The sequence below is a fragment of the Pedobacter psychrodurus genome (assembly GCF_004331735.1).
Taxonomy (GTDB): domain Bacteria; phylum Bacteroidota; class Bacteroidia; order Sphingobacteriales; family Sphingobacteriaceae; genus Pedobacter; species Pedobacter psychrodurus.
Genome location: NZ_SJSO01000018.1, coordinates 89329 through 104809 on the forward strand (window position 1 = coordinate 89329; position 15481 = coordinate 104809).

At 38.8% G+C, this 15481-nt stretch carries 10 protein-coding genes; 2 read left to right on the forward strand and 8 right to left on the reverse strand.

Features of this window, described 5'->3' with window-relative positions; genetic code table 11:
• Window positions 1–213: 213 nt before the first annotated feature.
• From EZ456_RS18780 to holA, 3 genes are all read right to left on the reverse strand, one after another.
• Window positions 214–1725, reverse strand: coding sequence for a sulfatase family protein (locus EZ456_RS18780; RefSeq protein WP_131532791.1), 1512 nt, complete (start codon window positions 1723–1725; stop codon window positions 214–216).
• A gap of 336 nt (window positions 1726–2061) precedes the next feature.
• On the reverse strand, window positions 2062–4320 hold the full coding sequence (locus EZ456_RS18785; protein WP_131532793.1) for a glycosyl hydrolase family 95 catalytic domain-containing protein: 2259 nt from the start codon (window positions 4318–4320) through the stop codon (window positions 2062–2064).
• Between the two features lie 133 nt (window positions 4321–4453).
• Window positions 4454–5476: a DNA polymerase III subunit delta gene (gene holA, locus EZ456_RS18790; protein WP_131532795.1), complete on the reverse strand. Its 1023-nt coding sequence runs from the start codon at window positions 5474–5476 to the stop codon at window positions 4454–4456.
• Between the two features lie 139 nt (window positions 5477–5615).
• On the opposite strand from holA, the gene EZ456_RS18795 reads away from it, so the two are divergent.
• Together EZ456_RS18795 and EZ456_RS18800 are read left to right on the forward strand one after the other, a co-directional pair.
• Window positions 5616–5969, forward strand: coding sequence for a hypothetical protein (locus tag EZ456_RS18795; RefSeq protein ID WP_131532797.1), 354 nt, complete (start codon window positions 5616–5618; stop codon window positions 5967–5969).
• A 40-nt stretch (window positions 5970–6009) separates the two neighbouring features.
• Window positions 6010–6468, forward strand: coding sequence for a type I restriction enzyme HsdR N-terminal domain-containing protein (locus EZ456_RS18800; RefSeq protein ID WP_131532799.1), 459 nt, complete (start codon window positions 6010–6012; stop codon window positions 6466–6468).
• A gap of 829 nt (window positions 6469–7297) precedes the next feature.
• Here the strand turns inward: EZ456_RS18800 and EZ456_RS18805 are convergent.
• The 5 genes from EZ456_RS18805 to EZ456_RS18825 form a co-directional block, all read right to left on the reverse strand.
• On the reverse strand, window positions 7298–8491 hold the full coding sequence (locus tag EZ456_RS18805) for a Gfo/Idh/MocA family protein (protein WP_131532801.1): 1194 nt from the start codon (window positions 8489–8491) through the stop codon (window positions 7298–7300).
• Window positions 8492–9856, reverse strand: coding sequence for a 3-keto-disaccharide hydrolase (locus EZ456_RS18810; RefSeq protein WP_131532803.1), 1365 nt, complete (start codon window positions 9854–9856; stop codon window positions 8492–8494).
• A 57-nt stretch (window positions 9857–9913) separates the two neighbouring features.
• Window positions 9914–11269 (reverse strand): Gfo/Idh/MocA family protein, encoded by a 1356-nt coding sequence (locus EZ456_RS18815; protein ID WP_131532805.1) that lies wholly within the window; start codon window positions 11267–11269, stop codon window positions 9914–9916.
• Window positions 11270–11822: 553 nt separating this feature from the next.
• Window positions 11823–14489, reverse strand: a complete 2667-nt coding sequence (locus EZ456_RS18820; protein ID WP_131532807.1) for a valine--tRNA ligase — start codon at window positions 14487–14489, stop codon at window positions 11823–11825.
• 337 nt (window positions 14490–14826) lie between these two features.
• Window positions 14827–15459, reverse strand: coding sequence for a Uma2 family endonuclease (locus EZ456_RS18825; RefSeq protein ID WP_131532809.1), 633 nt, complete (start codon window positions 15457–15459; stop codon window positions 14827–14829).
• Window positions 15460–15481: the final 22 nt, after the last annotated feature.

Below are 15481 nucleotides of genomic sequence, written 5' to 3' on the forward strand. Positions count from 1 at the left end.
TTCAAATTTTAATTGGCCATTTAACTTATACAGCTATGAGGGAAAACTCCCCTCCTAATTTAGGAGGGGTGCCTTAGCCTCTTCATAAGTTTATTATTCATCACTTCCAGTTGTTGCATTGGTATTCATGAGCTCGCAAACTCGGTTCATTGTGTTTCGCGAGGTAAACTCATGATGGTATATCTTAATTCTATAACTATTTTTAGTAAAAATTTAAAGTTTTGCCATAATGTCTTTGGCATCCTGGTCTTCATATTGATCAATTAGATTATTTAATCTGCTCTTTAATTGAGCCGTAATATTTTCGTATCCTTTTTTGCCGTATAAATTATTTTCCTCTGAAGGGTCATTTTTTAGATCATACAATTCCCAGGTATTCACACGTTTGTAAAAGCGGATTAACTTATACCTTTCGGTTCTGACGCCAAAATGAGGAGATACCGAATGTTCTCCATTTTCATAATAATGATAAAACATGGCATCTCTAAACGCCACTTTTTTTGATTGAAACAAAGGCAGCATCGATTTCCCCTGCATAGCCTGTGGTATTTTAAGTTTTGCGGCATCAAGCAAAGTTGGCGCAATATCAAGATTCATTACAAATGCTGCACTTTGGCTTCCTGGTTTAATTACACCAGGGTAACTCATCACCATTGGTGTTCTGAAAGATTCTTCATACATAAAACGTTTATCAAACCAACCATGTTCGCCTAAATAAAAACCTTGATCTGAAAGGTAGATAACAATGGTATTTTTGGTAAGGTTATGTTTTTCAAGGTAATCAAGTGTACGTCCAATATTTCGATCGAGTGATGCTGCCGTGCTTAAATAATCGCGCATATAACGCTCATATTTCCACGCTACTAAAGCTTTGCCTGTTAAATTCCGGCTTTTTAAATCTGCTTCAATTGGTTTATAGTAGGCATCAAACCTGGCTCTTTGTGCTCCGTTCATTCGGTTAACGCTACCCTCTCCATTTTTACTATAAGAAAGCATTTTCAGATCGTAGCCCATTATCATGGTTTTATCAATGGTCATATCCTGAACTTTTGCAGCTTCACGGTTTACATAATTGTCGTAAAAATTTTTAGGTATAGGAAATTTCACTTTATCGAATTTTCCCATATCAGCCGTATCAGGAAGCCAGGTACGGTGCGTGGCTTTGTGGCCAATAACCAAACAGAAGGGCTTCGCTTGGTCTCTATTATCCAACCATTGTTCAGCCGCATCTTCAATTAAATTGGTTACATAACCTTCCTTATGCACAGTTTTACCATCCATATCGATAAAATCGGGGTTGTAGTATTGCCCCTGATCTGGCAGGATGCTGTAATAATTAAACCCCTGAGGCTTGTTACCCAGATGCAACTTGCCTATCCAAGCGGTTTCATATCCCCCTGCCTGAAGGTGTTTAGCAAAATTATCCTGACCATGATCAAAATGAGAGGTTTCATTATCTTTAAAGCCATTTTTATGACTATACAATCCTGTTAATATGACTGCCCTGCTTGGCCCGCAAATAGAATTGGTTACATAAGCTTTGTTAAAGGTTACACCAGATTGAGCAATACGGTCGATATTTGGTGTTTTAGTTAATTTACTACCATAACTACTAATCGCCTGAAAAGCGTGATCATCAGAAATAATGATTACAATATTAGGTTTTTGCTGGGCATAGCTTAGTTTGCAGAGTAACAGGCAACTGATTAATATTATTTTTCTCATTGATGGTTTAATTGATATAAAAGGTTTGTTATTAACGTTTTGCGTATTACTAAAGCTGGCTTATCGTTATGTTGCTTAAAAACGATCTTTTTTACATCTCCAAATACTGTAACGTGTGGTACAAAATATACCTTAATTTATACCGATGCACCGTATTTTGGGCGTGCCCCCAAGCTGAGCAAGGGGTCGGGCTATGCGCTGCAAGTCCTCGCTCGTGCCTCGCTGTGGGCTTTCCCCTTCTATCCCTCACGCTTAATAACATCAGTAATAGTCATTTACTTACTTTGCGAAACCTTTAGCGTTCTTTGCGGTTAATTCATTATTCTAATAACGAAATTATTCATATCCATTTTCAAAAACGATGGTCTGTTGTTTTTTCAGGTTCACTTCGGCAATTCCATCATCGCCCATTTTTACACTTCCGGCAGGTACATCTTTTGCCACATAGGTTTTAAAAGGAAGTTTAATTCTAAGTACACCTGCTTTTTCTGCGTATACTTTTACTTTTGTCGGCACACCGTTTTCTTTATTTCCACTTACTAAAAAGGCACCTTCAGCACGTAGGTTATTAAAAGTAACATCCTTCCAGCTTCGCGGTACAGCCGGAAATACCTGTATATAACCATTTCTGCTCTGTAATAATAGTTCCTGTACACCTTGAGCAAAAGCAAAATTGCCTTCTAAGGTAAACGGACGATAGGTAAAGTCAGAGTATTGCCCTCCTTTTTGATCGCCATTTAAATGAAAGCTATTTGGAGAGCAGAAATTTGAAGCAAAAATTTCCAATTGTTTTACCGCTTTATCAGCTTGGTAAGCCCTGGCATATAAAGAAGCCATCCAGCTGAAGGAATAACCACACCAGGCGCGTGTACCAATTTCTTCTATACGCTTTAAGGAATTATCAATAATGGTTTTATCTTTTTCGTGGTTAACATCTAGCAAATCGAGGGGATAAATGGCCATATATTGCGACATGTGCCTGTGTGAGCTGGTTAGATTCAATCCATTAGCAATGGCAAAACCTGTTTCATTCGTTTCATAATCCGGTAACTGATTTAAGATCTCTAACCAGTGTTTATTTTCTTCAACCTTCCCATTTGCCTTACTTACTTCGGCCGCCGCTTTAAATAAAAATTTAGCCAGCGATAAATCGTAATTGGTCCAGCTTAAAAACCATGCTTTTATGCTGTTATCGTTAAATTCCGGACTAGAGCTCAATGGCAATGTACGTTTACCACCCTTTAATCGGGTTATATTTTCCAGATAGGTTGCAGCTTCGTGGATATAGGGGTAAGCTCTGGTTTTAAGAAACACATCATCCATACTATATTTCCACTGCCAATAAAAATGCTGCGAAGTCCAGGCACTTATAGTTGGCGAGAACGAGTATTGGATCCACCCGCCCATCGGATCGCCATTTAAGGTTATTACCCCCGGAACATTTAAACCCGCTACCCCAAAATATTGTTTAGTATAATTAAGGTTCCGTTCTCTGATTTTCCACAGCCAATCGGTAAATGTGGCACCTTCTGCAAGGCGATTAGCCGTGTAAGTAGGCCAATAACTTAACTGCGTATTTAAGTCATTATGAAAATCGCCTTTCCAGGGTGGTAAACTTCCGTTATCTGCCGTCCAAACGGCTTGCAACGTAATGGCTGGTGCACCTTTTCTGGCCACGCAGCCCAATTTGTACATTTCCAGATAATATTGTTTTTGAATAAGCTGATCAGGCACTACAATGCTCGATTTACTCCAGAAATCTTTCCACCATTTGCTATGCGTGGCCCACCCGGTTGGTTCTTTCGCAGTGGCAGAAATAGCAGGTAATGTAGCGGTTTTATCGTCACTGATTGTCCAGGAGCCAATAATCTTGCCATTAGCTGTCTTTTTCCATTGCACCAATACTTCATAATAATGCCCCTGGTAAGTAGGTTGATGATAACGGATGCTGTTTGCGGTATTGGTAACAGTTCCTTTTGCATAACCTAATTTTTGCAAACCTTCTCCCGCATGGCTATTATCTCCTTTTTCTGTTAGCCCATTACTATAGTTGTGAACAATTAATGCAGGTAATATTGCAGTAGATTTAAGGTTTTCGAAACTAAAATAACCCTGCGCTCCTACCGCATGTATGTAACAGTTAAAAATAGCTCCATTTTCGAATTTTACCGTGTTTAGGGCAGTTTCGATATCCAATTCATTCGACACTACTTTTCCTAATTTGGCAATATCAAATTCCATTGCCGCTGCAGGCAGTTTGGTGGGATACGGACTTGTATCGTAAGGCTCATCACCTACTTTTTGCACCGCAGCATAGTTATTTTTGTGTACCTGCTCTTCTACCCATTTAAAATTAAGTTTTGAAATATCCAGCGCTTTCCTTTCGTCCCATAAATCGGCACGGTCTAAAGAAAGGCGAAGTTTATTGTTCTTTTCCCAGATTAGAACGCCCAACATGCCATTTCCCAGCGGCATGGCTTCATCCCACTTATTAGCGAGTTTAGGGAAGGATAGATTATAAGGTTTTAATGATTGCGCAAAGCTTACCGTAGAAAAGCAAAGGAGTAATAATAGGATGGTAATTTTAGTTTTCATTTGTGTTTAGAAATGGTTAGCACTTGTATGGTGTATCAATTTCTAAAATAATGATATTAAACTACAATAAAACCCCTAAAAATTGCGCAAACGTTTGATGGGTAATATAAAACAGGCTTTTGCAAAAATAAGATTAGTGCACAATTTTGAAAACGAGTTCTTTTAATAATTCTCCATCATCAACATTGCCAGTACTATCTAAACCTTTGCTTTTTAAATCGTATTCTCGGAGTAAGCTGATCACCTGGAAAACTTTTCCTGTGTTATAATTTCTTGCCGCTACCTCATAATCTTTGATAAAGAATGGAGGCACCCCCAAAGCTGATGCCGCATCGGCCTTATTTGGGATATAGTGGTATTTTAAAAGTTTGGTAAAATAACCGCCTAAATTGGCCAAAACCATTACTGTTGGATTGGCTTTAGGGTTGCTACCAAAGTAGTTGATAATTTTATTGCATTTTAGCACATCGCGGATGGCCAGTGCTTTCTGCAATTCGAAAACGTTATATTCTTTACTAATGCCTATATTTTTCTGAACCAGATCGGTATTAATGGTTACCTCCTTGGGAACATTGAGCATTAACTTTTCGATCTCATTGGCAATTTTAGAGAGGTCGGTCCCTAAATATTCGGCCATTAATGCCGATGCCTGCTGATCGATCTTGTAACCTTTATCTTTAATAAATTCCTCAATCCAAGGCACCAATTTATAATCGCGAACAGGATCTGACTGAAAAATCAGTCCACTTTTATTAATTGCCTTATAGATTTTTTTGCGTTTATCGAAGTTCGCATACTTAAAAGCCAAAACCAAAATGGTACTCGGTAAAGGTTTTTCAAAATAATTAAGCACAAATTCGCCCTCTTTACTACTCGAATCTTCTTTACCCCATTTTAAATCCTGCGCTTCTTTAACAATTACCACCTGATAATCAGACATCATCGGGTATCGCTTCGCAGCGCCCAAAACTGTAGCCATATCCGTATCTTTTCCGTATAAAACAGTTTGATTGAAGCCTTTTTCGGCATCGTTCAATAGTTTATCCTCAATATAATCCGTTACTTGATCGATATAGTAAGATTCTTCTCCATGTAATAAGTACACAGGTTTGAATTTTCGGGCTTTAATATCTTTAATAATTTCGGCAGCAGTCATTGCCCGTAAAATTACGATTTAGGTTTAACGATTTGGTTAAATGTTTATAATTTAGGAGATATGAGATCTGAGACGTTAGATAGGAGATTTTCTTGGATATCTTAAATTTAAACTAACTTTAAAGCCGCTGGGTTTTATAATGGATCAGGATACTGCAAAATACATCGTGGATTATTTTTCTAATCTCCTTACGACAGAAGAGAGGTTAGCAATTCGGCATACGCATTCCATAATTAAGCTGGGTTTAGATACAGCCCAAGTAAATAACCCAAAGGCTATTAATGTTTATAAAAAAGCTGGCTGGCTAAGCGAAGATCAGAATATTTTAATGCTGTTACAAGATGGATACGATGCGTTTGAGCTTAATGTTGCCGAAAGAATTTTACTCCAGAATCCAGAAGCAGTATTCCTAAATAAATGTCCTAATTGTGGTAAAGTAGCAAGAACACCTTTAGCCAAACAATGTAGATTCTGCACGCATAACTGGCACTAAAATATCCGAAAGCTATCACCGAAAACCGCTAATTGATAAAATGTTTACCCCTACTCCGCTTAACCTTCCACCCTATCCTTTTAAAATCAGCAAAAAAGATGATGTGGTTTTTATTTTCGATGAACTCAGAAAAAAACACCTTGTACTTACGCCTGAAGAGTGGGTACGTCAGCATTTTATACAGCACCTGGTTTTGGAAAAGAAATTCCCCCGCACATTGATCCAGATTGAAGGTGGTTTAGTACTTAACCAATTACAAAAGCGGAGTGATATTTTAGTGTACAATACTGCTGGCGAAAAGCTGATGTTAATTGAATGCAAGGCACCTAAAGTAAAGATTACGCAATCGGTTTTCGATCAGGCATCACGGTATAATTCTATCCATCAAGCGAAATGGATTGTGTTAACCAATGGTTTGCAGCATGTTTATGCAAAGATGGACATGGAGAAAGGCAGCTTTAACTTCGTGCAGGAAATGCCTGATTTTTTGGGGTTGTAGCGCAGGGGGTTGCCATGGAAATAAGCTTCCTTATGTCATCCTGAGGCACAAAGGATCTTTATAGAATAATTTTTGGATTCTTTTTTGGAAAGCAGAAACAGAGCATTTAGGTTTGTTCCTGCCCCGCTCCCGCTTCTGCCAATTGATCCCGATGTAAAATCGGGAGGCATCTCGCTTTGATCGGGTTTAGGTGGCACGGCCAGCAAAACGATTAGGGGTTGCAGGGAGCGGGAATAACATCTTTTTTCTGAATCATGCTATTCAACCTTCAATAGTTGCAAAAACCCTCCAATTTTAAACCTGATTGAAATGTAAAGCCCACAGCGCAGCGAGGACTTGTAATGAAAAGCAGGACTAACTTTAAAACAAATTACAACAATTGCTTTCCAATAAAAATTAGAAGCATTAAAAATTCTTTCTTTTTCCGTCACTGCGAGAGCCTGCTCCGATTTCTCGGAGAAGAACGACGAAGCAATCTTTATCTATCGGTTGGTGTCCCACCGACCGAAACTTAATCGGCATACACAAAATGAAGTAGAATAATAGCTATCTTCTTAGTCGGTAAGACACTAATAGAAAAACGCGACCTACAAGCCTAACCAAAGCATTACGATTCCCAATCAGGTTGGGAATAACGAATCTTACCTAAACACTATATTATCTTCTTGGTCGGTGAGACACCAACCAATAGAAAAATAAAATTAAGGGCATTAAAATTCTTTCTTTTTCATCTATCGGTTGGTGTCCCACCGACCGAAACTTAAACGCAAACGACAAGCCCAATCAAAGCATTACGATTCCCAATCAAGTTGGGAATGACGAAATCTATCTACACACTATATTCCGACTTCCAGACCTGTTTATTACCGCTATAAATCGCCTCATTACACATGGCAACGCAAATAGCCGCCTGGGTTCCGGTATTGATATTTGAGGCTGGTTCTTTCTTGGTTGTTATCGATTTATAAAATTCATCCAAGGCATAATTTGTACCGTCTATGGTACCTTTATCCAAAATCGGGATTCCACCGTCTTTGTTCACTACAATCTTTGTAGCCCCAGTTACCCCATCAACTATGCCCAATTCTTTTTTAGCACTTTCTTCAGGATAAAACAACCCAGTATTGGTGAGCAAAGAAACAGAACCTTTGGTGCCTTTTATTTTAAACAGGTAACCATCATGTGCATTGCCGCAGGTGGCGCCAAAGTTGCCAATCATGCCTTTTTCGTTGTAGCGGAGAATAGCTTGAATATTATCGTATGTTTCGCGCCCATCTTTAAATACATCTATCCCACCCGATCCCATAATTTCATCAGGCTGCGTTTCGAAAGCCCAATTAATAAAATCAATCTGGTGCGATAAAAGTTCGGCGGCTAATCCGCCAGAATACTCCTTATACATCCTCCAATTGATCTTACGTTCTAAAGCTGGCTCTGGCACCGCCCTACGCCAATTGCCATTACGGTCCCAACGGCAATCGATCTGGCTAACCTTGCCCAAATAACCACTTTGGATCATATCCTTAACCTTAAAATACAAAGGCGAATAGCGATACTGATAACCCACCTGAAAAACCTGATTGGGATATTGTTTTACCAGTTTTTTAAGTTCGAGTGCCTGTGCAATATTATATGTCATGGTTTTTTCTACATACACATGTTTGCCAGCCAATACCGCATCTTTCGCAATTCTGAAATGTTCACTTAAAGGTGTGGCAATAAAAACCGCGTTAATTGTTTTATCGTCTAAAACTTTGTGATAATCTTTTATGGCCTTTGCATCAGCAGGAACATACTTTTCGGTTTCCTTAAGCCTAAAGTCGAGTAAATCGCAATAAGCTTTTATTTTATACTTTGCAGGCATTGATTTAATTACCGACAAAACGCCTTTACCGCGATCGCCACAACCAATCATTGCCACATTAATAATTTCATCGGCTACTAAATTGGCAAAGCCCTGATTGCCTAAAAGTAAACCAGAGCCTAACAAAGCCGATGTTTTAACGAACGATCTCCGCTGCATCTATAACGTTTTAATTTTAATGGTTCTGAAATCTACTTTATTACCATGATCTTGAAGGAGAATATGCCCTTTTGGTGCTTCACCAAAGTTTTTCCAATCTTTATATTTACTAATGGCTACCAGTTTTTTAAATTCTTCTGAACCACGCGTATATTCCAAAACTTTTACGCCATTTAAATAATGTTCTACTTTGTTATTTGGGTATACTACCAAACGGCCATTGTTCCAGCTTCCAATTGGGCGCAGGAAACGAGCTTCTTTTTTCGAAGTCATTAAATCGTATAATGAGGCTAAAGTGCGGTTTCCATCTCTGCCTAATTTTGCATCGGGATGTAACACATCATCTAAAACCTGATACTCAAGACCAATAGCGGAACCTGTATTTTTTTCGCTCAGGGTAACAAAATATTTTACGCCACTGTTGGCACCAGGGGTAAGTTTAAACTCGAAAGATAGATCAAAAGCCGTGTATTCTGCTTTGGTTACAATATCACCTCCATTTGTCGACTCAGCACCTCCTGATGGCTCTACACTGATTACACCATCAGCAATTTTCCATCCTTTGGCAGGGAAAGTAGTTTTATAAGCGCCAACCCAACCTGCATTACTTTTACCATCGAACAATAGTTTATAACCTGCTGATTTTTCGTAGGCCGATAAAGTATTCGGTGTTAAATTAACGGTATAAATTCCTTTTGGAAAAGCTTTGACTTTTAAACCTTCTGTTTGTATGTTGATATTTTTGAAATAAACTTTCTTACCGTCATTATCGAGGTTACTGCCAATGCCATGAACCTGCAAACCGATAAAACCAGATTTATCCAAGGTATCGATCACATAGGCAACTGGCGTTCCATTTACCCAGGTTTTGGTTTCATTACCAATACATTCGATTTTGTAATGGTTAAACTCATTCTTTTTATACAATGGTTTTGCTGATGGATTAAGTTCTAAAGGATACAGCCACAATCTTCTGGCTTCGTCGTAAATTCCACCTGTCCATGCCCGTGGTGTAGGGTCTATATCTAACTGCCGTCCAAAAACCAACCCTTTACCATTATTTCCTTCTGGTTTAATATGGCTGCGTGTTTGTACACCTGAGTTGGTGGTTTCACCTTCGAGTTTTACATCCAGTTCTAAAACGAAATCGCCATATTCTTTTTCAGTGATTAAGAACGAATTTGGTGTGCCTTTGGTCATCGTTCCGATAATCATTCCATCCTCAACTTTGTACGGAGCAGCACCTGCAACGGCTTTCCAACCGGTAAGCGTTTTACCGTCAAACAATGGTTTTGCTTTTTGGGCAGCGGCTGATAAACTGATTAGCGAAAGGGCTAGAATACTATATTTTTTAAAACTTAACATGATTGGTTTAGGGATTTGTTTCGTCATTGTTCATTCTTCACAATGATGAGTTTATTATTAATATTTAAATACTTTTCCGTTTGCGATTACTTCTTGTCTGTTTTCATCGAAAATTGCTTTTGCACCCGTCCGCACCGCAGCATTGGTCATGATATTGGCAATAGAGTGTGAATAACCAGCTTCAACAGGTGCATTCGGTGTTTTACGACTACGCACACATTCCATCCAGTTGCGCATATGGCCAGAGGTTAACGCATCACCGCCCATATTGGCTCCTGTAGCCGCTTTAATCTCGGTTTTACTTAAATCAAACTCAGGCAAAAGATTGGCTTTCAATCCCATGGCTGCAGCCTCTTTTTCCTTTAAACCACCTTTTGGCGATACTTTATTAGTAATTAAATTCAGCTCGCCACCGTTCGAATAGTAAACCTCGCCAACATCACCCACACTATTCTGCATTCTTGAAGTAAAAGTAACCTGAAAACCATCGGTTGTATCGGGCTGACCATAATCGAATACGGCAACCATCGAATCCCAGTTTCTGCGACCATCTTTCCAGGTGTAAATACCTCCGTTTGCCACTACACTTCGTGGATGTTTTAAATTGGTAAACCAATGCACGGTATCAATCTGGTGCGACATCCATTGCCCTGGCATTCCCGATGAATAAGGCCAGAACAATCTGTATTCTAAATACTTTCTTGGATCGAAGGCTTCAGTTGGGCGGTTCAACAAGAATCGTTTCCAATCAATATCTTCTTCTTTTAATTTAGCTACCAAATCTGGTCTGCGCCACCGGCCCGGCTGGTTTACATTCCAAACTAAATCTACTGCGGTTATCGGCCCAAATTTTCCATCCTGTATAAATTTTGCTGCATTGGTATAATTCTCTCCACTCCTTCTTTGCGAGCCAATTTGTACAATCTGCTTGCTTGCTTTAACGGCTTTAAATGCCGCTTTGGCATCGTCCATGGTTTCGGCAAAGGGTTTTTCTACATACGCATCGCAACTGGCTTTTACGGCCTCAATGGTGTGAAGCGCATGCTGAAAATCGGCGGTGCTGATAATTACCGCATCAAGATCTTTAGTTGCATAAAGCTCATCATTGTTCCGGCAGGCTTTAATATCGTGACCAAACTTCGCTTTTAAATGGGCAATCCCTAAATCTCTCCGATAGTTCCATAAATCAGAAAGGCCAACAATATCGAAGTTTAGCTCCTTATTGTGGTTTAAAAAACAAGGCAACAGCGTTTCTTTAAAACGATCAGAAAACCCAACAACACCAACACGTACCCGATCATTTGCGCCAATGATACGACCATAACTTTTAGCACTCATACCCATGGTACCCGCATAGGTTGCTGCAGCAAATATTGCTGATTGTTTAATAAATTTTCTTCTGGAATTTTCCATTTGGGGATATTAGGTTAGATTATATCTTAGTTTGCTAATCTGACAAACCGATTTAATAAACCTAAAATATGGTTAATAAAAACAAACCTTAAATTTTAACAAGTAATATTTTTGAAACCTTATATTAAAAATAATGGCTAACGATCATGCTAACCTCAAATAAATAGCCAGAAGGCCAGTATTTAAGGCAATAACACATTTTTATAGATATGTAGGAAAACGTTTGAAATAATTTATTCCTAATGAGATAATTTTAATTAACTACTAAATAAAAAGAGGTTGTATCATAAATATAGATTTGTCATCCTGTCCAAAGGACTCCTACGGAGAGCTTGTCGAAGGACCTGTTTAAATACTCTTTGAGGTGTTTCGACAGGCTCAACATGACAGCATCTGGGCTGAAATCGCCTTTATGACACACCCTCTTTTATGGAGACTCGTCACCCTGTCCCGAATGTTCGGGATCAGGGTCTAAATATAATAGCAGGAAAGATACTGATCCCGATGCAAAAATCGGGACAGCATGAAGATCGCAGTGTTTATAGAGTTATTATTATCCTAAAATAGCCAAACTTTCTTCAATAATCTTGATTTTTGCTTCAGCATCGGCTTTTTTATTACGCTCGTTAGCTATAATTTCAGGCTTTGCATTTTGTACGAAACGTTCGTTGCTCAGTTTCGAATCAACTGATTTTAAGAAACCTTGTAAATAAATCAAATCGGCATTTAAACGTTCGCGTTCTGCTTCTATATCCACGTTTTCGGTTAATGGAATAAAGAATTCATCTTTACCGGCCATAAAAGCAGTTGCACCAACAATTTTATCATTTATAATTTCAGCTTCTGATACATTGGCCAATTTAAAAACAATGTTTAACCATTTCTCGTAATCCAGATCAGAATTTACTTTGATACTTAACGGTAATGCTTCTTTAGGAGAAATCTGTTTCTGGTTCCTTAAATTTCTAATTTCGGCTACAACCGTTTTAATTACCTCTGCATCTTTCAACAATTGCTCATTAAAGGCTCCTCCTTTCGGGAATTCGGCAACAATACAACAGTCCATTTCTCCACGTTCGGCAAACAGATCATCATGCCACAATTCTTCAGTTAAGAAAGGCATGTTAGGATGCAATAATTTGATAATGTTTTCGAAGAAGGCAATAGTCGCTTTATAACTCTCCGCATCAATCGGTTGTTGGTAAGCCGGCTTAACCATTTCTAAATACCAGGCACAGAAATCATCCCAAACCAATTTGTAAGTGATCATTAATGCTTCTGATAGGCGGTATTGCTTAAAGTTAGCTTCAATTTCTACCAAAGCTTCGTTAAAGCGGTTTTCGAACCAGGATATAGCCTGGGTATTCGGATTTATTAATTTTTCGTCAACTTCCCATCCTTTTACTAAACGGAAAGCATTCCAGATTTTGCTGGCGAAATTACGCCCCTGTTCGCAATAACTTTCATCGAACATTAAATCGTTACCGGCAGGTGATGACATTAACATACCCACGCGAACAGCGTCGGCGCCATATTTTTCGATCAATCCAATCGGATCAGGTGAATTACCTAATGATTTAGACATTTTACGGCCTAATTTATCACGTACAATACCCGTTAGATACACATTCGTAAATGGTTTTTTGCCCATAAACTCATGTCCGGCCATAATCATACGAGCCACCCAGAAGAACAAAATTTCAGGCGCTGTAACCAGATCGTTGGTTGGGTAATAATAGTTGATATCTTTATTTTCAGGATTTTTAAACCCATCGAAAACCGAAATTGGCCACAACCATGATGAAAACCAGGTATCCATTACATCGTCATCTTGCCTTAAAAACGGTTCCAACTGATGTTTGAATCCAGCTTTTTCACTCTCTGCGCAGCTTTCGTCCAGGTGTTTTTTCTTCCAGAATTCTTCTAATGCTTCATCTTTAGTTTTGGCAACAACCCAATTTCCTTTGTCATCGTACCAGGCTGGGATTCTCTGTCCCCACCATAACTGTCTGCTTATGTTCCAATCGCGAACATTTTCCATCCAGTGGCGGTATGTATTTTCAAATTTATTTGGAATCAGGTTTACTTCTCCATTCAATACATCATCCAAAGCTGGCTGGGCCATTTCTTTCATCTTCACAAACCATTGCATCGAAAGTTTAGGTTCGATAGCGGCATCGGTACGTTCAGAAAAACCAACCTGCGATTTATAGTCTTCAACTTTCTCTAAATGACCAGCCTCTTCGAGCATTTTGGCTATTTTTTTACGGGCAACAAACCTGTCTTCGCCCACCAAAATAACTGCCAATTCATTTAAAGTTCCATCATCATTTAAGATATCAGTAACTGGTAAATTGTGTTTAACACCCAGTTCATAATCGTTTAAATCGTGCGCTGGTGTAACTTTTAAGCAGCCTGTACCGAATTCGATATCTACATACTCATCTTCAATAACCGGAATTTCGTGGTTAACCAAAGGCACGAAAACTTTTTTGCCTTTTAAATGCGTAAAACGTTCGTCGTTCGGGTTGATACAGATTGCCGCATCAGCCATAATCGTTTCAGGACGTGTAGTCGCAATTGTTAAAAACTGATCTTCCGTTCCCGAAATCAGGTATTTAATGTAATATAGTTTTTGATTTACTTCCTTACGGATTACTTCTTCATCAGAAACAGCAGTTTTACCTGCCGGATCCCAGTTTACCATACGAATACCACGGTAAATCCATCCTTTTTTATATAAATGGATAAACGAATCGATCACCGCTTCAGAAAGATCCTCTTCCATGGTGAAACGGGTACGGTCCCAATCGCAACTTGCACCTAATTTCTTTAACTGTTCTAAGATAATACCTCCGTATTTCTCTTTCCACTCCCAGGCATATTTTAAAAATTCTTCCCGCGAAAGATCTTTTTTGTTAATCCCCTGCTCCTTTAACATGGCCACAACTTTTGCTTCTGTAGCAATAGAGGCATGGTCAGTCCCAGGTACCCAGCATGCATTTTTACCCTGCATACGGGCTTTACGGATTAAAACATCTTGAATGGTATTGTTAAGCATATGCCCCATGTGCAGCACACCCGTTACATTTGGCGGTGGAATTACAATAGTGTAAGGCTCGCGTTCATCGGGTTCGGAGTGAAAAAATTTCTTCGATAGCCAATAGCTATACCATTTATCTTCTGTTTCTGCAGGATTGTACTTGGTGGATATGCTCATGAATGATATTAAAAGTCCAAAAATAGCTAATTAAGCTGAAAGACCAAAGCAGACTAAACCGAAAGGTATATCAATGTGATTAATTAATTCCCCTCTTTTAGAGTGCCTGTTCCGATTTTTTCGGAAGGTGTCCATAAGACGAGGTGTTTCTTTTTTGGAAAGCAAGGACAGCATTTCATTTTAAGGTTAGTCCTGCTTTCCATTTTACTTCTCCCGATGAAGAATCGGGCTCGTATTAACTACAATCAGGTTTAGAAACACTGGTTTGTGCTACTTTATATGCTAATGCTTCAATAGCTTGTGTTTTTAATACTCCTGATCAAAATAGAGAAGTAAACTAACCCAGATCATCAAAAACATCATCCAAAATCAATTCAAAGCCTGGCAATACCGATGAAGTGATTTTTTCGCTGTGGGTAAATATTTTAGAAGGCTGAAATTTGCCCGTATCATTAAGGGTGTAAATGAGGATGCTTTGATCACTTTGGCTAACCACCCAATATTCTTTAACGCCAAATTCTTCGTAAACCTTATACTTATTGAGCAGTTCCATTTTTGTATTGCCAGGAGACAAGACCTCTACAACAAGATCGGGTGCGCCTATACAACCGCGGGCATCTAATTTACTTTTATCACAAATCACACAGATATCAGGTTGTAATACGGTAAAGACATCCTTATTAGCTTTGCTTTCTTTAGGAAAACGGACATCAAACGGAGCGGAATAAACCTTACAAGGTTTGCCATCTAAAAAATTACCTAGTTTCAAGAAAATATTACCAGCAACTTCCTGATGCACTCTTGATGGCGCAGGACTCATTTTAAAGATTTTACCTTTAATCAGTTCTACCCTTTCAGGAAAAAGCCAGTTTAAATAATTTGCATAGCTATATGTTAATGATGCATCAAGTTCATTGAACTGCCTAACGGGCTCATCATCTAATATTGGATATGGAATAGGTTTAGACATAAACGAATATACTAATTTTTAT